At 66.6% G+C, this 20,996-nt stretch carries 19 protein-coding genes and 1 pseudogene; 7 read left to right on the top strand and 13 right to left on the bottom strand.

Annotated elements, in window-relative coordinates; translation table 11 throughout:
* Window positions 1-5: 5 nt before the first annotated feature.
* Window positions 6-851 carry an LLM class F420-dependent oxidoreductase gene (locus tag FHU31_RS06945; RefSeq protein ID WP_167156940.1) on the top strand — a complete coding sequence of 282 codons (846 nt, stop codon included), beginning with the start codon at window positions 6-8 and terminating at the stop codon, window positions 849-851.
* 85 nt (window positions 852-936) lie between these two features.
* Here FHU31_RS06945 and FHU31_RS06940 read toward each other — a convergent pair whose 3' ends face one another.
* Both FHU31_RS06940 and FHU31_RS06935 read right to left on the bottom strand, forming a co-directional pair.
* Window positions 937-2,640, bottom strand: coding sequence for a cellulase family glycosylhydrolase (locus tag FHU31_RS06940; RefSeq protein WP_167156938.1), 1,704 nt, complete (start codon window positions 2,638-2,640; stop codon window positions 937-939).
* Window positions 2,641-3,022: 382 nt separating this feature from the next.
* On the bottom strand, window positions 3,023-3,499 hold the full coding sequence (locus FHU31_RS06935) for an OsmC family protein (RefSeq protein ID WP_167156936.1): 477 nt from the start codon (window positions 3,497-3,499) through the stop codon (window positions 3,023-3,025).
* Window positions 3,500-3,705: 206 nt separating this feature from the next.
* On the opposite strand from FHU31_RS06935, the gene FHU31_RS06930 reads away from it, so the two are divergent.
* From FHU31_RS06930 to mmsB, 3 genes are read left to right on the top strand one after another with little or no spacing between them, the layout of a single operon-like run.
* Window positions 3,706-5,226, top strand: a complete 1,521-nt coding sequence (locus FHU31_RS06930; protein WP_167156934.1) for a CoA-acylating methylmalonate-semialdehyde dehydrogenase — start codon at window positions 3,706-3,708, stop codon at window positions 5,224-5,226.
* A gap of 6 nt (window positions 5,227-5,232) precedes the next feature.
* On the top strand, window positions 5,233-6,441 hold the full coding sequence (locus tag FHU31_RS06925; RefSeq protein ID WP_167156932.1) for an acyl-CoA dehydrogenase family protein: 1,209 nt from the start codon (window positions 5,233-5,235) through the stop codon (window positions 6,439-6,441).
* 11 nt (window positions 6,442-6,452) lie between these two features.
* Window positions 6,453-7,325, top strand: coding sequence for a 3-hydroxyisobutyrate dehydrogenase (gene mmsB / locus FHU31_RS06920; RefSeq protein ID WP_167156931.1), 873 nt, complete (start codon window positions 6,453-6,455; stop codon window positions 7,323-7,325).
* Between the two features lie 55 nt (window positions 7,326-7,380).
* On the opposite strand, the gene FHU31_RS06915 is transcribed toward mmsB, so the two are convergent.
* The gene (locus FHU31_RS06915) at window positions 7,381-8,148 is read right to left on the bottom strand and encodes an HAD family hydrolase (protein ID WP_167156929.1); all 768 of its coding nucleotides are present in this window, start codon (window positions 8,146-8,148) and stop codon (window positions 7,381-7,383) included.
* Window positions 8,149-8,231: 83 nt separating this feature from the next.
* Here FHU31_RS06915 and FHU31_RS06910 point away from each other — a divergent pair, with 83 nt between their 5' ends.
* A complete protein-coding gene (locus FHU31_RS06910) occupies window positions 8,232-8,918 on the top strand; it encodes a response regulator (protein WP_167156927.1) in 687 nt (228 codons plus the stop codon).
* Window positions 8,915-10,141, top strand: a complete 1,227-nt coding sequence (locus FHU31_RS06905) for a GAF domain-containing sensor histidine kinase (RefSeq protein ID WP_167156925.1) — start codon at window positions 8,915-8,917, stop codon at window positions 10,139-10,141. Before FHU31_RS06910 ends, FHU31_RS06905 begins: the two co-directional genes overlap by 4 nt.
* A gap of 5 nt (window positions 10,142-10,146) precedes the next feature.
* On the opposite strand, the gene FHU31_RS06900 is transcribed toward FHU31_RS06905, so the two are convergent.
* From FHU31_RS06900 to FHU31_RS06885, 4 genes and pseudogenes are all read right to left on the bottom strand, one after another.
* Complete coding sequence (locus FHU31_RS06900; RefSeq protein ID WP_167156923.1) at window positions 10,147-10,650, bottom strand: MarR family transcriptional regulator; 504 nt, start codon at window positions 10,648-10,650, stop codon at window positions 10,147-10,149.
* Window positions 10,625-11,743: a pyridoxal phosphate-dependent aminotransferase gene (locus FHU31_RS06895; RefSeq protein WP_167156921.1), complete on the bottom strand. Its 1,119-nt coding sequence runs from the start codon at window positions 11,741-11,743 to the stop codon at window positions 10,625-10,627. The genes FHU31_RS06900 and FHU31_RS06895 overlap by 26 nt, the downstream gene beginning before the upstream one ends.
* A complete protein-coding gene (locus FHU31_RS06890) occupies window positions 11,740-12,759 on the bottom strand; it encodes a 3-oxoacyl-ACP synthase III family protein (RefSeq protein ID WP_167156919.1) in 1,020 nt (339 codons plus the stop codon). The genes FHU31_RS06895 and FHU31_RS06890 overlap by 4 nt, the downstream gene beginning before the upstream one ends.
* Window positions 12,760-12,769: 10 nt before the next feature.
* Window positions 12,770-13,417: pseudogene (locus FHU31_RS06885) on the bottom strand (SRPBCC family protein).
* Window positions 13,418-13,543: 126 nt separating this feature from the next.
* On the opposite strand from FHU31_RS06885, the gene FHU31_RS06880 reads away from it, so the two are divergent.
* A complete protein-coding gene (locus tag FHU31_RS06880; RefSeq protein ID WP_167155782.1) occupies window positions 13,544-14,950 on the top strand; it encodes an IS1380 family transposase in 1,407 nt (468 codons plus the stop codon).
* A 137-nt stretch (window positions 14,951-15,087) separates the two neighbouring features.
* On the opposite strand, the gene FHU31_RS06875 is transcribed toward FHU31_RS06880, so the two are convergent.
* The 6 genes from FHU31_RS06875 to secY all read right to left on the bottom strand — a co-directional run bounded on the left by FHU31_RS06875 (window position 15,088) and on the right by secY (window position 20,932).
* The gene (locus tag FHU31_RS06875) at window positions 15,088-16,800 is read right to left on the bottom strand and encodes a thiamine pyrophosphate-binding protein (protein WP_263988007.1); all 1,713 of its coding nucleotides are present in this window, start codon (window positions 16,798-16,800) and stop codon (window positions 15,088-15,090) included.
* Window positions 16,801-16,870: 70 nt separating this feature from the next.
* Window positions 16,871-17,599 (bottom strand): zf-HC2 domain-containing protein, encoded by a 729-nt coding sequence (locus FHU31_RS06870; RefSeq protein WP_167156917.1) that lies wholly within the window; start codon window positions 17,597-17,599, stop codon window positions 16,871-16,873.
* Window positions 17,596-18,126: a sigma-70 family RNA polymerase sigma factor gene (locus FHU31_RS06865; RefSeq protein ID WP_090359805.1), complete on the bottom strand. Its 531-nt coding sequence runs from the start codon at window positions 18,124-18,126 to the stop codon at window positions 17,596-17,598. Before FHU31_RS06865 ends, FHU31_RS06870 begins: the two co-directional genes overlap by 4 nt.
* 126 nt (window positions 18,127-18,252) lie before the next feature.
* On the bottom strand, window positions 18,253-19,053 hold the full coding sequence (gene map, locus FHU31_RS06860) for a type I methionyl aminopeptidase (protein ID WP_167156915.1): 801 nt from the start codon (window positions 19,051-19,053) through the stop codon (window positions 18,253-18,255).
* An 11-nt stretch (window positions 19,054-19,064) separates the two neighbouring features.
* Window positions 19,065-19,610, bottom strand: coding sequence for an adenylate kinase (locus FHU31_RS06855; protein WP_090359810.1), 546 nt, complete (start codon window positions 19,608-19,610; stop codon window positions 19,065-19,067).
* Window positions 19,607-20,932, bottom strand: coding sequence for a preprotein translocase subunit SecY (secY, locus tag FHU31_RS06850; protein WP_090359813.1), 1,326 nt, complete (start codon window positions 20,930-20,932; stop codon window positions 19,607-19,609). Before secY ends, FHU31_RS06855 begins: the two co-directional genes overlap by 4 nt.
* Window positions 20,933-20,996 lie beyond the last annotated feature (64 nt).

Raw genomic sequence — 20,996 nt, 5'->3', positions numbered from 1 at the left:
TAGCCATGACGATCAACGTGGGCCGTTACGGAGTGTGGACGTTCGGCAAGGTCTCCCCCGAACAGGCTGCCGCCATCGAGCAACTCGGTTATGGCGCGGTGTGGATCGGCGGCTCCCCCGCCGGGGATCTGCCCTTCGCCGAGGAGATTCTGGACGCCACGGATACCTTGCAACTGGCCACCGGCATCATCAACGTGTGGACCTCGCCCGCTGAGCAGGCCGCTGCGACCTATCACCGGCTGGAGAAGACCTACCCGGGCCGATTCCTCTTGGGCATCGGAATTGGGCATCCCGAACACACCCAGGAATATCGCAAGCCCTACGACGTGCTGGTCGAATACCTCGACGCACTCGACGCCGCCGAGGTGCCCGCCGACCGTCGCGTGGTGGCCGCTCTCGGCCCCAAGGTGCTACGGCTGGCCAGGGATCGCAGCACGGGGGCGCACCCGTATCTGACGACGCCCGAGCACACCGCCGAGGCAAGGAAGGTGCTGGGCGACGGCGTCTTTCTCGCTCCGGAACACAAGGTGGTGCTGACCGACGGTTCGGCGCAGGCAACCGAGGCCGCCCGAAAGGTCGGCCGCGACACCGTCGACTTCTATCTGAATCTGAGTAACTACCTGAACAACTGGCGCCGGCTGGGCTTCAGCGAAGAGGACATCGCCAAGCCGGGCAGCGACAAGTTGATCGATGCGGTGGTGGCGCACGGGACGGCCGACGCGATCGCCGCCCGGTTGAACGAGCATATCGACGCCGGCGCCGACCACGTCGCCATCCAGGTGCTCGGCGGATGGGACCAGCTACTCCCCACGCTCACCGCGCTGGCCGGGCCACTCGGGCTCGGAAAGTAGTGCGACACAGTGGGGCCCGTCACCGGCCGTTGACGGGCCCCACTGTGTCCTCTGTGACCTCTGCGACCTCTGTGACCACTGCGATCTAGCGGCCCCCGCTGCCGGCCCGGGCGCCGCGCCGCTGATGGTCACCGGACCCTTTGCCGGCGTCGGCGCGGTCGCGGTGCGCACCCGGTCGACCGGGATGCCGATCCGAGGAGTCATCGCTGCGGCTGCGGGTGGGCGCCCCTCGGGAATCGTCCCGCGTGGACGCGCGCGGGGTGTCCCGGGGTGCGGGCTTCGGGGTGGCCGACGCTCCGGTCATCGAATCATCCGAATCAGGCGTGGCCGAAGGCGCCGGCCCGGCCGCATTCTCACGGCCTGCGGTCTGAGCAACCTCGTCCCGATCCACCACCGCGGCCAGCCGCCGCTCACCAGCCGACGTGTTGCCGGTGGTGACCGTATCCGCCGGCGCCACGGATTCAACACTCGCCAATTGCCGGTTGAGCTTCGAGAGTTGTTTTACCACAGCCTGATCCACCGCTTCCGGGCTCGCATCCGCCAACTGCGCGGTCAGGGTCTGCAGTTGCGTGGCCACTGCGGGATCGGTGGCGGCGACCGCGGCGAGCTGTTGGGCCGGCGTGGCCGCCGGATCCGTGAGCGTCACCATCCGAGACGAATCGAGCGGCGACGTCAGGGCCGTCAGAGCGACCCCGGGATCTGCGGCCGCACTACCGGTCAACGATTTGATCACGGCCACAGCCGCTTTCGGTGTCCAGTCCGTCCGATACACCCCGAAGTTGTCCTCGTCGTTGGTACTTCCGGTGTTGGTGTCGCGCAGGGTGTAGATGAACGCGGGCCCCGCATAGGGCAGTGTGCGCCAGTCGGTCACCATGTCCTGGATGTAGTCGGCCTGCTGCTGCTCACCGACCGCGTTGGTCGGCAGCCCGTACTCTGAAGACCAGATCTGCTTGCTTGCATCGCCATTGGCCACCATCAGGTTCCGGATGTCGGTGAGCTGGTTGATCGGCGAGTTGGCCAGGTCCGCGCCCTCGGAGAACTTCGTCGTGTACTGGTAGGGGTGAAACGACAGCGCGTCGAAGCTGCCCTCAGCCCCGGCCGCGTACATACCCTCGACGAAGTCCACCGGGTTCATCGTCGTGTCGCCGATGGTCACCCCGGATCCGACCACCCCTCCGATCACGGTGGCGTTCGGGTCAGCAGCCTTGATCTTCGGATAGGCAGCCTTCAACAACTCGGTGTAACTGGCCGGATCCGGCTTGGGACTGTAGAAGAACGCCGCGTTCGGTTCATTCCACACCTCGTAGGCCGAGATCTTGCCGGCGTACCGGCTGGCCAGCACCCCGGTGAAGTTCCCGAATGTCTGCGGGTTGGCCGGCGGCGTGTAGTACGGCGCCGACCCCGGTGTCGCCGCCCAGGGCGGTGTGGTGGTGACCGCGGCGAGCACACCCATATTCCGTTCGGCCGCCGCGTTGATCAGACCGTCGAGCGCGCTCCAGTTGTACACCCCGGGGGCCAGCTCGATGCCACCCCAGAAGACGCCGACACGAACGGTGTTGACCCCGAGGGCCTGCATCGCGTCGAGCGCCTGAGCCTGTTGAGCCGATGTCTCCCAAACCAATTGGGAATCCGCGATACCCAGCGTGTCTGAAGAGGTGTCGATCTCGGCCGCGAGCACAACACCCATCGGCATGGTGCCCGGACCCGTGTACGCGATCACCGCCGAGGCGCTGATGATCGCGATCGAGCCGACCACGAAATTACTGGTTCTGCAAATGTTGCTCCTCACGATAAATCCCTTTCGCCACAGTGATCTGCCTCACTACGGCCATACCCCCATGCGCCGTCCGCCATTCATCACATTTGCCCACCGCAGTAACTCGAGAAATTGTCAGCATCGTCATGAAAGCAGCTCAGAACCACAAGTTGGCAAATCAGCGATCTTGATAATAATTAGCTGACAGGAGTGGCGGGAAATATATAAAGGATGGCTATTCGACCGCGCCAAACTGCGGGATCACCGATATTTCAGCATCAGATAATTGCTGCCCGGCAAACACGGATGACCACCTGTGCAGGGATAGCAAAAGTACAGGCGTTCACGCTCTCGCACTGCCGACCGCTCGAAAATTGCCCGGAATTCGCTGCTACCGCGGGGCAGCCGGCGAGCCTCAGCGGGGCCGCACTGAATGCCGAGGCTCGCAACGGACGTCGAAGTTGACCGAGTTCGCGATGAAGCACAGGTGATGCGCGCGTTCGTGTAACTCAGGGAGCGCCTCGGCATCCGATGCGTCGGCGATCTCCACCTGCGGGCGCAGAATCACCTCGGCGAAATGGCCGCCGCCGTCCGGCGTCTCGACCATTGTGCCCGACGGGTGATCGGTGTAGCCGGTGACCACGATCCGCTGTTGTGCGCACAACGCCAGCACCCACAGCATGTGGCACTGCGACAAGCTGGCCACCAGCATTTCCTCGGGGTTCCACCGATCCGCCGTCCCCCGGAAGGCAGGGTCGGCGGTACCGGGGATCGTCGGCTTTCCCGGTGCACGGAGCTCATGCGAGCGCGCGTAATCGCGATATCCGCTGGTGCCCGTACCGGTGTTACCGGTCCACGTCACGTCCAGTTCGTACTCGTGCGTCCCGGCCATCCGCCGATTATCTCCGGCACCGCTCCCACACTCGAGGCAATTCCCGTCGGCGGTCAGGCTCGAGTGCACCCTTGCCAACCACGCCGCGCCATTACTAGGATATGCAAGTATCTCGGGTAGCGGCCCGGGTTCTTCTGAGTACAACTTTCTGGGCACCAACTTTCTAAGCACCAACTTTCTGGGCACAACCTTTCGGGACGGACGCCATGACCACACAGATTCAGCACTTCATCAACGGCGAGCGCAGCAACCTCGCATCCACCCGCACCGCCGATGTGCTCAACCCGAGCACCGGCGAGGTCCAAGCCCAGGTGTTGCTGGCCTCGGTGGCCGATGTCGAGACCGCCGTCGCCAACGCGGTGCAGGCCCAGAAGGTCTGGGCCGGGTTCAACCCGCAGCGCCGCGCCCGGGTGTTCATGAAGTTCGTCGACCTGGTCAATCAGCACGCCAATGAGTTGGCCGAACTGCTCAGCCTGGAGCACGGTAAGACCGTCCCCGACGCGCTGGGCGACATCCAGCGCGGTATCGAGGTGATCGAGTTCGCCATCGGCATTCCGCACCTGCTCAAGGGTGAGTTCACCGAAGGCGCCGGTACCGGCATCGACGTGTACTCGATCCGCCAGCCGCTCGGCGTCGTCGCCGGCATCACCCCGTTCAACTTCCCGGCGATGATCCCGCTGTGGAAGGCAGGGCCCGCGCTGGCGTGTGGAAATGCCTTCATCCTCAAGCCATCCGAGCGCGACCCCTCGGTGCCGCTGCGGCTGGCCGAACTGTTCATCGACGCAGGTCTGCCCCCGGGCGTGTTCCAGGTGGTGCAGGGTGACAAGGAGGCGGTCGACGCCATCCTCACCCACCCGGACATCCAGGCCGTCGGTTTTGTCGGCAGCTCCGATATCGCGCAGTACATCTACTCCACCGCGGCGGCGCACGGGAAGCGCTCGCAGTGCTTCGGCGGCGCCAAGAACCACATGATCGTGATGCCCGACGCCGACCTGGACCAGGCCGTGGACGCATTGATCGGCGCGGGCTACGGGAGCGCCGGTGAACGGTGCATGGCGATCAGCGTCGCCGTACCGGTCGGTGAAGAGACCGCAAACCGCCTGCGCGCCAGACTTGTTGAGCGCGTCAATCAGCTGCGCGTCGGACACAGCCTGGACCCCAAGGCAGATTACGGGCCGCTGGTCACCGGCGCGGCACTGGAGCGCGTCCGTGACTACATCGGCCAGGGCGTGGAGGCCGGTGCCGAACTGGTGATAGACGGCCGCGAGCGTGCCACCGACGAACTCACCTTCGATGATCAGGACCTGTCGAAAGGCTTCTTCATCGGCCCGACCCTGTTCGACCACGTCACCACCGACATGTCGATCTACACCGATGAGATCTTCGGCCCCGTGCTGTGCATCGTGCGCGCCGAGGATTACGAGGCCGCACTGGAACTGCCCACCAAGCACGAGTACGGCAACGGCGTGGCCATCTTCACCCGCGACGGCGATGCCGCCCGCGACTTCGTGTCCCGGGTTCAGGTCGGCATGGTGGGCGTGAACGTGCCGATCCCGGTGCCGGTGGCGTACCACACCTTCGGCGGCTGGAAGCGCTCGGGCTTCGGCGATCTCAATCAGCACGGCCCGGCGTCGATCCAGTTCTACACCAAGGTCAAGACCGTCACCGAGCGCTGGCCCTCGGGTATCAAGGATGGGGCCGAGTTCGTCATCCCCACCATGAAGTAGCCGGCGATGGACCTGCACGACTTGGACGACGACGAACGCGTGATCGCCGAGACGGCGGCCGCGTTCGCCGAGAAGCGCATCGCGCCTTACGCATTGGAATGGGACCAGACGCACCACTTCCCCACCGATGTGTTCAGGGAGGCAGGCGAACTGGGTATGGGCGGCATCTACTGCGCCGAGGATGCCGGCGGCACCGGGCTGCGTCGCATCGATGCGGTGCGCATCTTCGAGCAGCTCGCCGCCGCCGACCCGAGCATTGCCGCATTCATGTCGATCCACAACATGTGCGCATGGATGATCGACACCTACGGCACCGACGAGCAGCGCAAGACGTGGGTGCCACGCCTTTCCTCCATGCAGTCCATCGCCAGCTACTGCCTGACCGAGCCCGGCGCCGGATCCGACGCAGCGGCGCTCCGCACCAAAGCGGTGCGGGACGGGTCCGATTACGTGCTCGACGGCGTGAAACAGTTCATCTCCGGCGCCGGCAGCTCGGATGTGTACGTGGTGATGGCACGCACCGGCGCTGACGGGCCGAAGGGGATATCGGCCTTCCTGATCGAAAAAGATGCGCCAGGGCTGAGTTTCGGCGCTCAAGAGGTCAAGATGGGGTGGAACGCCCAGCCGACCGCGCAGGTGGTGTTCGAGGGTGTGCGGGTGCCCGCCGATGCGCTGCTGGGTGCCTCCGAGGGCACGGGCTTCGGCATCGCGATGAACGGGCTCAACGGCGGTCGTATCAACATCGCGGCATGTTCGCTCGGCGGTGCGCAGGCCGCACACGACAAGGCCGTCGCCTACCTGGCCGACCGTCAGGCCTTCGGTGGCACCCTGCTCGACGAACCCACCATCCGGTTCGCCCTGGCTGATATGGCCACCGCACTGGAGACCTCACGGAACATGTTGTGGCGCGCGGCCTGTGCCCTGGACAGCGGCCACCCCGACAAGGTGATGCTGTGCGCGATGGCGAAGCGGTATGTCACCGACGCGTGCTTCGATGTGGCCGATCAGGCCCTGCAACTGCACGGCGGCTACGGATATCTGCATGAGTACGGCCTGGAGAAAATCGTCCGCGATCTGCGGGTGCACCGCATCCTTGAGGGAACGAACGAAATCATGCGCGTGGTGATCGGTAGATCCATCGCGGGCAGTGCCCGCAATACAACAGTGGCGGGCGGTGCCCGCAATTCAACCGAAGCGTCGCGTGCGAGTGCATGAAAGGACCCGCAATGAGTACGATCGCGTTCCTCGGACTGGGGAACATGGGCGGCCCGATGGCCGCCAACCTGGTGACCGCAGGGCACACGGTGCGCGGGTTCGACCCCGTTCCCGCTGCTGTCGAGACCGCTAAAGGTAACGGCGTCAACGTCTTCGGCAGCGGAGCCGAGGCAGTCGACGGCGCCGACGTGGTGATCACCATGCTGCCCAACGGTGCACTGGTCAAGAGTGCCTATGCCGAGGTGCTGCCGGCGGCCGCGGCCGGGGCGCTGTTCATCGACAGCTCCACCATCTCCGTCGACGACGCCCGAGAGGTGCACAAGCTCGCCGGGGAGCACGGGTTCGCCCAACTCGACGCGCCGGTGTCCGGCGGGGTCAAGGGCGCGGTGGCCGGCACGCTGGCCTTCATGGTCGGTGGCGAGAGCGAGGCCGTGCAGCGCGGCCGGCCCGTCCTGGAACCGATGGCCGGCAAGATCATCCACTGCGGCGACTCCGGTGCCGGTCAAGCCGCGAAGGTGTGTAACAACATGGTGCTCGCGGTGCAGCAGATCGCCATCGGTGAAGCGTTCGTCCTGGCCGAGAAGCTGGGATTGGACAAACAGTCACTGTTCGACGTCATCACCGGTGCCACCGGCAACTGCTGGGCGGTCCAGGTGAATTGCCCGGTCCCCGGACCGGTTCCGACGTCGCCGGCGAACAATGACTTCAAGCCCGGGTTCGCCACCGCCCTGATGAACAAGGACCTGGGATTGGCGATGGCCGCAGTCACCTCGACGGGTTCGGCCGCACCGCTGGGTACGCATGCCGCCGAGATCTACGCCAAGTTCGCCGCCGAGCACCCGGACAAGGATTTCAGCGCCGTCATCGAGATGATCCGAGGCTGAATCCGCCGTCGCTTCGCGCACCCGGGAGCGCGTGAGCCCGACCCCTCGAACAAGCTCAGCGCGCCATCCACCAATGGCGGTGCAGCCGCGCACATCCGTCGGCCGACCAACCGTCGTAGTCGCGGCGCACCGCGGCGGCACCGGTGAAGTCCTGGCCGCCGGTGTACGCCGTCGGCACGATCACCGTCGCCAGCTTGGCCGCGGTGGCGGCGCACAAGCCGTGTGCCGACCCCGTCACCGCCAGCGCGCACTCCGGCCCCAGCCCGAGTTCCCACAACGCGTGCCCGTGCAAGTCCGGTTCGCGGGTGGGGCGGGGTAGGTCATCGGGGGTGACGATGGCCCCGGCGATCCCCTCGCCGATCAGCTGACGCACCAGCGGCTCCACCCAGTGCGGTGACCCGGTGCTGATCACCGCGATCGCGATACCCGCGGCGTACAAGCTGTTCACCAGATCGTCCAGGCCCGGTCGCGGGATGACGTCACCGTCGAGCACCCACTCGGCGAACAGGTCGTTCTTGGTGTGCTGGATGTGGGTCGCGATCTCGGCGCTGATCCGCCCGTAGCCCCGCCTGCGCAGGGCCGAGGCGATGCGGCGGCGTTCGTCACCGATACATACCAGCCTGCCGTACTCGGCGACCGTCCAGCTGATATCGAAACCGTGCGCCGCGAATGCCGCGTTGAACGCGCGCCGCTGACCGTCCCGCTCGATATCGGCCAAGGCGCCGTCCACGTCGAAGATGACCGCCTGCAGCGGTTCCACCACGGCGCCGGCCGGCCGGCCGGCCTCCCACCAGTAGCTCCGCACCCCGATGTCACCCCGCATGTACACAGCGTGGCCCAGGTCACACTCCGGCGGCCTCCCCCAAAGGGGGGATTCGGGAGGCCAACTTGCGCAGAATGGTCGCCATGGGACCAGAGCGAGAAGCCGAAGGCGGATCGCGCAGCCCGCTGCGGCTGGTCCTGGTCGACGACCACGAGATGGTCATCGAAGGGCTCAAGGCGATGCTGGCCGCGTTCGGCGAGCGGGTGCAGGTGGTAGGCCAGGCCGTCGGAACCGACCGCGCGGTGACCGTCATCGACGGACTCGACCCCGACATTGTGCTCTGCGATGTCCGGATGCAGGGCTCCAGCGGCCTGGACCTGTGCCGCGAACTGCGCGAACGCAACCCGAACCGCAAGGTGGTCATGTTGTCGGTCTACGACGACGAGCAGTACCTCTTCCAGGCGCTGCGGGTGGGGGCATCGGGCTATCTGCTCAAGAGCATCAGCAGCGACGAACTGGTGCGCCAGCTGGAGTTCGTGCGCCTCGGGCAGACCGCGCTGGATCCGGGAATGGCCGCCCGCGCCGCCGACACCGCAGCACGCTTACAACGCGACGAGTTCTGGCCCGGGGCGCGGCAGGGCCTCACCCAGCGGGAGAGCGAGATCCTGTCCTATGTGGTCAACGGGCTGTCCAACCGCGGGATCGCCACCAAACTGGTGATCGGCGACGAAACGGTGAAGAGCCATCTCAGTTCCATCTACCGCAAGCTCGGAGTGACCGATCGCACCGGTGCCGTCGCCACCGCACTGCGGGAGGGGATCTACCGATGAGCGCCGACGAGGATGACCCGGGCAGCTCCGATCTTGCCCGCCGGACCGTGCTCACCACCGACGGCGAGCTGACGCTGCTGCGCGAACTCATCCAGGCCGCCTCCAGAGGCCCCGGTGTGGAGCCGCTGGCCGCTGCCGCGGCTCGGATGATCACCGCCGCCACCGGCACCGACGTCTGTTTCGTGCATGTGCTCGACGACACCGAACGCTCACTGACCCTGACGGGGGCCACCCCACCGTTCGACAGTGAGGTCGGCAAGATCCGGCTGCCGCTCGGGCACGGCGTCTCGGGGTGGGTGGCCAGCCATCGTGAGCCGGTGGTGATCATCGCCGACAAGGAAGCCGATCCGCGCTACCTGCCGTTCGAGTCGCTGCGTGGATCCGACTTCACCTCGATGGTGTCGGTGCCCATGGAGACCGATCCGGGCGGCCTGGTCGGGGTGCTCAATGTGCACACCGTGGCGCGCCGGGAGTTCGGCGCCCGCGATGTCGAGCTGCTGCTGGTGATCGGCAAGCTGATCGCCGGCGCCATGCACCAGGCGCGTCTGCACCGGCAACTGGTGGTCCGTGAACGTGCCCACGAGAACTTCGTCGAGCAGGTGATCCAGGCTCAGGAGATCGAGCGCAGACGGCTGGCCGGAGATATCCACGACGGGATCTCGCAACGGCTGATCACCCTGTCGTACTGGCTGGACGCAGCGACCCGGACGGTCGCCGAAAACCCCTCGGAGGCAGGCGTTCAACTCGGCCGAGCCCGTGAGCTGGTCGACCTGACCCTGCAAGAGGCGCGCGCGGCGATCAGCGGACTTCGTCCCCCGGTGCTCGACGATCTCGGGCTGGCCGGCGGGTTGGCCAGTCTGGCCCGGTCCATCCCGCAGCTGCGCCTGGAGCTGGATCTGGCCGATGAAAGGCTGCCCGACCACATCGAGGTGGCGTTGTACCGGATCGCCCAGGAATGCCTGCAAAACGTCGTCAAACACGCCCAGGCGAGCGCAGCTCGACTCACCTTCGGGGTGTACGAGGACACGGCCCGCCTCGAAATCATGGACGACGGAATAGGTTTCGACACCTTCGAGAACCCGCTCGGCAGCGATGAGATGGGCGGCTACGGCCTGCTGTCGATGGCCGAGCGCGCCGAGATCGTCGGCGGACGGCTGCACATCCGGTCCCGCCCCGGCGCCGGGACCGCGGTGACGGCCACGATCCCGCTCCCTTCGGTCTAGCGCCGTCAGAAGTCGCCGGCGTGCCGGCGCAGGGTCTCGATGGCCGTGGTGAGCGCCCGAGAGTCCGCTGCCGACATCCCGATATCGGCGAAGACCTCCTTGTTCAGCGTCTCGGTGGCGTCCTCGACCGTGGACCGGCCCAGATCGGTCACCCGCACCAGCGTGGTGCGGCCGTCCGTCGGATGGGGTATCCGTTCCACCAGACCGTCGGCCTCCAGCCGCCGGATGGCGTGGGTGACGCTGGTGACGTGCAGCTGCAACCGGTCCGATGCCTTGGTGATGGGTAGCGCGCCGCTGCTGCTGAAGGCCAGCAACCGCAGCAGCTCGAACCGCGAGAAACTCAGATCGTAGGGCCGCAGCGCGGTCTCCACCCGAGCCAGCATGATCTGGTGCGCCCGCATCACCGAGGTGATCGCCACCATCCCATCGGCCACATCGCCCCAGCCCGCGCGTTCCCAGTTGGCACGGGCCTGGGCGATCGGGTCAGGTCTGCCAGGTTGTGGGGGCATCCCCTGTTCTTACCGCATCCGTGCCCGCGAGCGCGGATTCGCCCCGTGTGCGGTCGCGATATGCGGCGACCGCCGACAACACCGCCCGGGTCGACTGGCGCACACCGATGGTGATGCGGACGCCCCCGTCGCCGTAGTGCCGCACGCGCGGGCCGGCCCCGTCGAACACCTGCCGCCAGACCGCCCGGTCTCCCCCGGGTGCGGGCAGATAGACGAAGTTGGCGTGCGCATCGGTGCTGTAGATCCCGACCGCCCGCAACCGGGCGCTCAACAGCCGGCGCTGGGCGGTGATGATCCGGATACGCTGCCGCATCTCGTCTTCCGCGTCGTAGCACGCCGCCACCGCGACCAGCCCCGTCAGTCCCACCCCGAACGGCAGCTGCATGGTCCACAGCCGGCGGGCCAGATCCGGGCTGCAGAACCCATAGCCGATTCGCAACCCAGCCAACCCGTAGGCCTTCGAGAAGGTGCGTACCACAACGACATTCGGGTACTGCTGCACCAGCCCGCGGGTATCCAGCCGTTCGCCCGCCCCGAGGAACTCGACATAAGCCTCGTCCAGCACGACGACGGTGTCGGCCGGCACCCGGTCCAGGAAGCGATGGATCTGCGCGGCGGACTCGACCGTGCCGGTCGGGTTGTGCGGACGGCATACCACCACCACCCGAGCGGAACGGGCCGCAGCGGCCATCGCGTCCAGATCGTGGTGACCATGCGGGTCCAACGGCACGGTGATCGACCGCAGACGGGCGATCTGCGCGAAGATCGGATAGCCGTCGAACGTCGGGGTCGCCATCACCACCGCGTCGCCGGGCGCGGTGAAGGCCTGCAGGACCTGCATGATCACGCCGGTGGCACCGGTCCCGATCACCACCTGCCCATCGTCGACCCCGAGATGATCGGCGATCAAGGTGCGCAGCCGCTGCGGCAGGAACTCCGGGTAACGGTTGGCCGAACCGATGGAGGCCACCAACGCCGAATGCACCGAAGGCAGTGGCGGGAAAGGATTCTCGTTCAGCGACAACGCCAACGGGTCCCGCGCATCGGGGAGGGTTTCGACCACGTCGGTGAGCGCACCGGCCGGGATGCTCATCGTCCGCCCCAGCGCACCGCGGCCGCACCGGCGAAATCCCCGGCGTGCGCGAAGGCCGCCATCAGCACCGTGTCACCGGCCTTGACTCGGCCATCGGTGATCGCGCGGTCGAAGTTGATCGGGATCCCCGCGGCGAACAGGTTTCCGCAGTCCTCGAAGGTGTCGACGTGACGCTCCTTGGGCAGCTCCAGTGCGTCACGCCAGTTGCGCAGGAACGCACGGTTGGGCTGATTGGTGACCAGCAGGTCGATATCCCTGGGCGCCACCCCGATTCGGTCGCACACCGCATAGGACACCTCGGGCACCTGGCGGTTGCCGCGGGCCAGCACCTTCGTGATCTTCGACTCGGTGAAGCCGATGCAGCCCTCACCCGGACCGTCGGCCCACCATTTGCGCGGCGGGTCGACGGCGATGGTCATATCCCCGGCGAACTCACCGTAGGTGCGGCATTCCACGTCCAGGATCGGCGACGAGTCCGACAACGTCACCAGGCCGACGGCCGCGCCGTCACCCGGCACCGCAGCCTGGGCCTTGCGCCGCACCGTCTCCTGCTCGAAGATCTGGCCCGCGGCGTTCTGCGCGACGGCGATCAGCGCGGTGCGCCCCTCACCCGAGGCCAGCAGGCTGCGCGCCATCTTGAGCCCCAGCACGAACGCCGCGCAGCCGCCGTTGTGCAGGTCGACCACCCAACCCGGCTTCATCCCGAGACGGTGTGCAATGGCCCCACCGCCACCGTAGAACGGCATATCGGGCAGCTGGGTGTGTGTGATGAGCACATCGACATCGGCCAGCACATCGGCGCCATGCCGCTCGATCAGACCGGCGGCGGCCCGCTCGATCATGTCGGTGGCAGTCTCGTCCGGGGCCACGTGGTGCCGGTATCTCGGTGCCCGGAACATCAGATTGTCACGCAGATCATCGGAATCGGCGAACTTCGCGTAATACTCGGCCCCGATGGGTTCACCGGGCAGATAGGTCGACACGTCCAGCAGGCTGACAGCAGCGGTTCCGGTCATCGAAGACACCTCACTTCATCCAGTCCGGGGTGATGGGCAGGCCGTTGTGGTGCCGGTACTCGGCGATGGCCTTCAGATTGCGCAGCTCCAGTTCGTGGCCGGCGCCGAACATGTCCCAGAAGTCGCCCACCCACACCGGCCGTTCCGGGGGTGCCGCCTCGGGGTAGGGATTCTCGTCGTAGAACGGGTGATGGCAGTTGGTCCACAGCACCACCGAGCCCGGCTTGTTGAGCACGACCTGCGCGTCCACCACACGCATCAGGTAGATCATCCACAGGTGGTGGCCCTGGTCCCAGGCACAGTGGTAGTCGACGGTCATCGCATCGGGATTGGCGACGGTGCGGGTGTAGATCTCGGTCTCCGACCCCAGCCGGTCATAGGCCAGCCAGAGGTCCGGCTCTTCGGTGGGGGTGAATCCGCGCAGACTGTAGGTCCACTCCTACAGGCTCCGGGTGTCGGCCAGATACTCGTAGAGTTCCCTTGGCGGACAATCGATATAGCTGTTGACGGTGCAGAACTCACCGAATACCTGGTCGTGCGGATACACCGACCGCATCATCTCCATGATGATCGGTGTGGCCTGTTCACGAGGTGACGTCTCGATGCGGACGACTCCCTCGATCGGGGCGGCGATATCGGCAAGTGCGGGCAACGCTATGGGCTTAGCCTCGTTCCACCGACTGACCTGGTTGTATAGGGGTGTCGGAATGAGGAAAGTGCCCTCTGGGCTGGGATGATTGGTGTTCTCACGCATCAATCGGTCCAGTTCGGAAAGGCACTTCCGGTGCAAGTTTCGCATAGGTTCGCCTCGGATTCAGCGGTGTTCGACGATGGCAATCTCGTGTCGTGTGCCGGTGTGGTTGCGGTGATGACGTTGGCCGAGCAGACCGGGCTTTCGCGCTTGCTCGGCGAGAAGGTCCACATCAGCGCGCCGCGGATAAAGTCCGGGTCGGCGAACCCGGCACCGAAGCTGGCCACCGTGGTCGCAGGCATGGTTGCCGGTGCGGACTGCATCGATGACGTCGACATCCTGCGCAGCGGCGGGATGAAGTCGCTCTTCGACGGCGTGTACGCACCGTCGACGGTGGGAACGTTGCTGCGGGAGTTCACCTTCGGTCACGCCCGCCAGTTGGAGTCGGTGCTGCGCGAGCACCTGGTGGCGTTGTGCGGCCGGGTCGACCTGCTCCCCAACGCCGCCGAACAACGGGTGTTCATCGACATCGACTCGTTGCTGCGCCCGGTCTACGGCCACGCCAAACAAGGCGCCTCCTACGGGCACACCAAGATCGCCGGCAAGCAGATCCTGCGCAAGGGACTGTCCCCGCTCGCCACCACGATCAGCACCGCGTCCTCGGCTCCGGTGATCGCCGGGATGCGGCTCCGCGCCGGAAAGGCCAACTCGGGCAAGGGTGCCGCACGGATGGTCGCCCAAGCCATCAGCACCGCCCGCGCCGCCGGTGCCAGCGGGAAGATCCTGGTCCGCGGCGACTCGGCCTACGGCAACCGCAAGGTGGTCGCCGCGTGTGTCCGCGCAGGCGCCCAGTTCTCGCTGGTGATGACCCGCAACCCGGCCATCGACCGCGCGTTGGCCGCCATCGACGACGACGCGTGGACACCGGTGTCCTACCCCGGAGCGGTCCAAGATCCCGATACGGGGGCCTGGATCTCCGATGCCGAAGTCGCCGAAATCCCCTACACCGCATTCGCATCCACCCCCGATGCGATCACCGCCCGCCTGGTCGTGCGCCGCGTCAAAGACGCCCGCTACCCCGACGCGCTGTTCCCGGTGTGGCGGTATCACCCGTTCCTGACCAACACCGACCTGCCGGTCACCGAGGCCGACGTCACCCACCGCCAGCACGCGATCATCGAGACCGTGTTCGCCGATCTGATCGACGGAGCGTTGGCGCACATCCCGTCGGGCCGGTTCGGCGCGAACTCCGCCTGGGTGCTGTGCGCGGCGATCGCCCACAACCTGCTGCGCGCCGCCGGAGTCCTCGCCGGAGAACGTCACGGCCGAGCGCGGGGATCGACGCTGCGCCGCCGCATCGTCAACGTGCCAGCCCGACTGGCCCGTCCACAGCGCCGACCAGCCCTGCACCTACCTAGCCGCTGGCCCTGGTCGAAGGCCTGGCTTGCCCTGTGGCGCAGCATCATCGGACACAGCCCACCACAACGCGCGATCCCCTGATCAACTGCCAAACAGGCCCGACCGGAGCACACAGGAAAAGCTGGCCAGACCAGCGGGGCCACCTCATGCCCGCATCCCGAACATCGGCATCAACGAGAAACGACTCCCGTCACCGAGGTCAGTCGGTGGATCGAGGCTTAGACATGAACGTGGGCCTCCTTGGTCTCCAGAAACGGTGCGAACGGTGGAATTTCATCGGCAGAACATTCGATGCTGACGACCGACGGTCCCTCCTCGTCGAGGGCGGTCTGCAGGGCGTGGGGTAACGCGCCGATCTCGGCGACGTCGACGGCGGGCAGGCCCGGGAACATCGCCGCCAGGCCGGCGCCGAGCTTACTGGGCGTAAATCTGTTGTAGCTGTACAGGTCCCGGTAGAACAGCTGCTCGCGGGTCACGCACATGGCGTGGGCGTTGTTGTTGAACAGGACGACGGTGACCGGCAGCCGATACTGGATGGCGGTGTGCAGTTCCATACCGTGCATGAAGAACGAACCGTCGCCGGCGATGATGACCGTCCGGTGGCCCCTGGCGAAGCACATTCCGATACCGGCGCCGAAGCTGTAGCCCATCCCGCCCATCCCGAGCGCCACCACGAACCGTCCGCCGCGGCGTACCGGCAGGTAGTGGATGGCCGACGCGCCGGTGTTCCCGGCGTCGACGACGATGTCGGTGCCGTCCGGCAGCGCCGCGTCCAATGCGGCCATCGCGGCCCGATACCGAATTCCGTTGCCCTCGTGGACGGGTGGGGTGAGCTCGGTGTGCGTGATCCTGTCCGGCACCGTCACTCCGTCCGGCGGGCAGGAGCGTAGCGACTGGGGGCCTGACCCGACCCGGCCGGACCCGGACAGGACGGCGTTGAGCATCGTCAGCGACCGGCGCAGGTCGTCGGTGTGCACATGCAGACTCGACAGGTAGGGCGGCTCCGATCCCAGCGACAACACCGGCAGTGCCGCCAGCGCGGCGTCCAGCCCCGCGCGCGCGGTGGCCGGCAGGCGGGTGCCCACCAGCAGGCAGACGCCACTGGCGGTCAGCGCTTCGGCCACCCCCGGGTGACCCATCACACCTGTCACCCCCAGTGCCGACGATGATCCCGGGCCGGGAGCACCGCTGACGTCCTTGGCATCGGGCACGGTGGCCACCCGGGCCCGCAGAATGGCCCGAAGCCGCTCCAATTCGTCGCGGGCGTCGTCGCGGGCCACCTGTTCACCGGCGATGATCGTCACGGGGCCACACGCCCGGCGCAGTTGCTCTGCGATCGGGTCCGGGTCACCGATCGGAACGGCGAACGGCAGTCCGGCGCCGGCGGCACCCTCAAAGATGCTTTGCTGTACATCTTTCGGCAGTAGCAACACGGCCGGGCCGCGGCGGGAGGCGGCCAGCGCCTCGCTCAACGCAGTCTCGATCCGGGCCGGATCCACCACCCGCCGGCAGTACACCGACACCGCCGAGAACAAGGCTTCGGCGTCCAGCGACCCTCCCAGCCCGCTGGTGTCCTGGAACGATCCGCGGCCGTCCATCGCCGTCGGCGGCTGTCCCACCAGGGCCAGTACCGGCACCCTGCTGGTCAACGACTCCCCCAGTGCGGCAACGAGATTGAGGGAACCGCCCCCTGACGTGGCGGCCACCACCCCGAGCGGCGCACCCGAGCGCCGGTATCCGTCGGCCATGGTGGCGGCCGAGAACTCGTGCTTGGCCAGCACCGCGGTGAGGTCTGCGCGGAAATGCGCCGCGTCGTAGAGGTCCTCGATGTTCGCGCCGTCGACGCCGAAGATATGCCGCACCCCGTGTGCCGCGAGGCGGTCGACGATGTGGTCGACCACCCGGCGCCTGCCGGTCTGCCCGTTGGTCACTGCTCACCTGCTTTCTCGTTCTGCAGGTGACACGGCCCCGGTCGGGATCGAGTTCACCCGCGAGACCGATTCACAGGTTCTTTTCGAGCAGGACCTTTCCGTCGTCTGCCGAAACCAGTTGCACAGCAGCGATTTCGTTCATAGGCCGCGGAGTGTTTCCGCTGGGCAACGCGGTCGCACCGGACAATCCGAGCCAGGTCGCGATCTGGTCGCGACTGCCGTCCTTGCCCACCACCACCATTCCCAGGTTCTGGGGCTTGTTGTCCCGTTGACCCCAGTCGCCGTAGCTGCACGCCATATCGATCCGCGTGCCCCAGCTGTACTCGGACATCGAGATGCTCGCGGCGATGGTCGTGGGGTTGACCTTGTTCATCTCCAACGACGGCGCCGCCTGCTGGGTCTCCTGCTGGATGCCGAACACGTCGGGGCGAACGGCCACCACGACGCCCACCGCCAGCAGTGCGGCCGCCAGGCCCACCGCAGCCGAGGTCAGCCACCGCGAACGCCGCCTGCGCCAGCGCACCTGCTCGACCACCTGCTCGCGCAATTCGGGGCGTAACGGCGGCTCCGACTCCCGCACCGTGTCAGCATCGTCCATCGCCTCGACATCGGCGAGGTCGACCATGGCCAGCAAGGCCGGCATCCCGGTCAGTTCGGCCACCGCGGCGCGGCACTGCGCGCAGGTCGGCAGGTGCGCCTCGTACTCGCGGCGTTCGGCCGGCGACAGCGCGCCCAGCACGTAGGAGGCGTCCCAGGTCGTGTACTGATCTCCGTCGGAGATCGAGTCGTTCTCGGTCATCGCGTCACCCCCATTTCCTGCAGATTGAGGCGTAGTGCCCGGACCGCGTAGTGCAGCCGTGATTTCACGGTGCCCTCGGCGATCTGCAGATCGGCAGCGATCTGGGCTGTGCTCATACCCTGGTAGTACGCACGCTTGATGACCGCGCGATGGTCCTCGGAGAGTTCGCTCAGCGCGGTGCTGATCAGTAGGCGGTCCAGCGCAGAATCCACTTCGTCGGGGCCGGCAGCGGCTCTCGAATGGTTGTCGGCGACCGTCTCCATGTCAGGGGTGTCGGTTTCATTGCGGAAACGGGCGCTTCTCCGGTCGTCGATGACGAGATTACGCGCGACCGTATACAACCAGGGACGTACCGGTCGGTCCGGGTCCGTCGTCACTTCGGGATGCCGCCACGCGCGCAGCAGCGTTTCTTGCACCACGTCTTCGGCGCGGGCGGCATCGCCCGTCAATCGCAGGGCATACCGCCACAACGCGCCGGCGTGCTCGTCATACAGCACCCGCATCATCGCGGCCTCCGGATCGTCCACTCCAACCTCCGCCCCTTACACGACGCCGGCAGCCATCCGGTTCAACCGGAAATGTTTGCCCCGGCGGGCGGGAGCGAAGCGACCCGGGGAATCGATCCGGCGGGCGGGAGCGAAGCGAGCACGGGATCAGGCGGGCAGAAGGGTGAGGATCCGTGGCCCGTCCTCGGTGACCGCGACGGTGTGCTCCCAGTGCGCGGCGCGGGAACCATCGGTGGTGACGACGGTCCATTCGTCATCGAGGATCTTGGTCTTGACGGTCCCGAGCGTGAGCATCGGCTCGATCGCCAGCACCGAGCCGACGGCCAGGTAGGGGCCACGCCCGGGTGCGCCCTCGTTCGGCAGGAACGGGTCCATGTGCATCTCTCGACCGATCCCGTGGCCGCCATAGCCGGCGACGATGCCGTATTTGCGGTCATGGCGCGCCTCTGCGGCGTGGGTTCCGGTCTCGATGGCGTGTGAGACATCGGTGAGCCGGTTGCCGGGCACCATGGCGGCGATCCCGGCTTCCATCGACAGCCTGGTGGCTTCCGACAACAGTTCGTCGGCCTCGATCAAGGTGCCGACCCCGAACGTGACCGCGGAGTCGCCGTGCCACTTCTCCAGGATCGCCCCGCAGTCGATGGACACCAGGTCACCGTCGGCCAGCACCTCGTCGTCGGACGGGATACCGTGCACGACGCGGTCGTTCACCGACGCGCAGACGGTCGCCGGATAGCCGTGATAGCCCAGGAAGGACGGCACTCCGCCGCCATCGCGGATCACCGATTCGGCGATGCGGTCCAGTTCGCCGGTGGACACCCCTGGTGCTGCGGCCCGCTGCACCGCCTGCAGAGCCGCCGCCACCAATGCGCCGGCGGCCGCCATGGCGTCCAGTTCGCCCGCACTGCGCTGGGGAATGGTCTTACGCCGTCCCGGCACCGAGATCATGAGCGCCTACTTCAGCGGCCGAGCGCGTGCAGCGCCCGCGCGAACACCTCGTCCAGGGAACCCACGGCGTCGACCGTCTTCAGTTCACCGGCGTAGTAGTCCAGCAGCGGTGCCGTCTCGTCGCGGTACACCTTGAAGCGGTTGCGGATGACGTCTTCGGTGTCATCGGCGCGGCCACGGCCCTTGAGCCGCTCGACCAGCTCGTCCTCGGGCACCCGGAACTCCACCACCGCGTCGAGCGTCAGCCCGCGCTTGGCCAGCATGTCCTTGAGCGCCTCGGCCTGTTCCACCGACCGCGGGAAACCGTCGAGGATGAAACCGTCGGCCGCGTCCTCGGCGTCGATACGGTCGTCGACCAGCGCGTTGGTCAGTGTGGCGGGGACCAGGTCGCCCGCGTCCAGGTACTTCTTCGCTTCCAGCCCCAGCGGGGTGCCGTTGCTGATGTTGTAGCGAAACAGGTCGCCGGTGGAAATCTGCGGGATCCCGAGCTTCTCGGCCAGCTTCTCTGCCTGTGTGCCTTTTCCGGCGCCCGGCGGGCCGAGCAAAACGATTCTCACTTCAGGAACCCTTCGTAGTTGCGCTGCATGAGCTGGCTCTCGATCTGTTTGACCGTGTCGAGGCCGACACCGATCATGATCAGCACGGCCGTACCGCCAAACGGCAGGTTCTGTACTGATCCGGAGTTACCGATCTCCAGGAACAGGTTGGGCAGCACGGCGATCACACCGAGGTAGATCGATCCCGGAAGAGTAATACGGCTCAGCACGTAGCGCAGGTAGTCCGCAGTCGGCTTGCCCGGCCGGATGCCTGGGATGAAGCCACCGAACTTCTTCATCTCGTCCGCCCGCTCGTCGGGGTTGAACGTGATGGAGACGTAGAAGTAGGTGAAGAAGATGATCAGGCCGAAGTAGATCGCGATGTAGACCGGGTCCGCCGGGTTGGTCAGGTAGTTGGCGACGAACTGATCCCACCAGCCGTTGCTGGGGCCCGACCGGCCGCTCTGGATCAGCTGGGTGATCAGGTGCGGGATGTAGATCAGCGAGGACGCGAAGATCACCGGGATGACGCCGGCCTGGTTGACCTTCAACGGCAGATAGGTCGACGTCCCGCCGTACATGCGGCGGCCGACCATGCGCTTGGCGTACTGCACCGGGATACGGCGCTGTCCCTGCTCGACGAACACGACGCCGACGATGATCGCCAGCGCGGCCACGCAGACCGCGGCGAAGACGATCCCGCCGCGGCTGTCCAGGATGGTCTTGCCCTCGGACGGGATGCGGGCGGCGATACCGGCGAAGATCAGCAGTGACATGCCGTTGCCGATACCGCGCTCGGTGACCAGCTCACCCATCCACATGACCAGCGAGGCACCGGCCGTGAGCACCAGCACGATGACGATCAAGCCGAAGATCGACGTGTCATCGATGATGTCGAGGTTGCAGCCCTGCAGCAGGCCACCGTTGGCGGCCAGCGCCACGATGCTGGTGCCCTGCAGGATCGCCAGGGCGACCGCCAGATAACGCGTGTACTGCGTCATTTTCGCCTGGCCCGCTTGACCTTCTTTGCGCAGCTGTTCGAAGCGCGGGATCACCACCGTCAGCAGCTGCACGATGATGCTGGCCGTGATGTAGGGCATCACGCCGACGGCGAACACCGTCAGCTGCAGCAACGCACCACCGGAGAACAGGTTGATCAGGGAGTAGATCTGCGCCGAGTCGCCGCCGCTGACCTGCTCGATGCACTTCTGCACGTTCGGGTAGTTGACACCTGGCGACGGGATGGACGCGCCAACGCGGTACAGGATGACGATCGCAAGCGTGAAGAGAATCTTGCGCCTGAGGTCGGCCGTCCGCAGTGACGATATGAAAGCCGAAAGCACTCTTCCTCCTGCGCAGCCGAGCACTTGTCGCGGCGTGCCAATGGGGCTGGTTGGTCCAGCGTTT

The organism is Mycolicibacterium fluoranthenivorans, from assembly GCF_011758805.1.
Lineage (GTDB): Bacteria > Actinomycetota > Actinomycetes > Mycobacteriales > Mycobacteriaceae > Mycobacterium > Mycobacterium fluoranthenivorans.
Note: the sequence above shows the minus strand (reverse complement) of the source record. Positions and strands in the feature narration are given on the sequence as shown.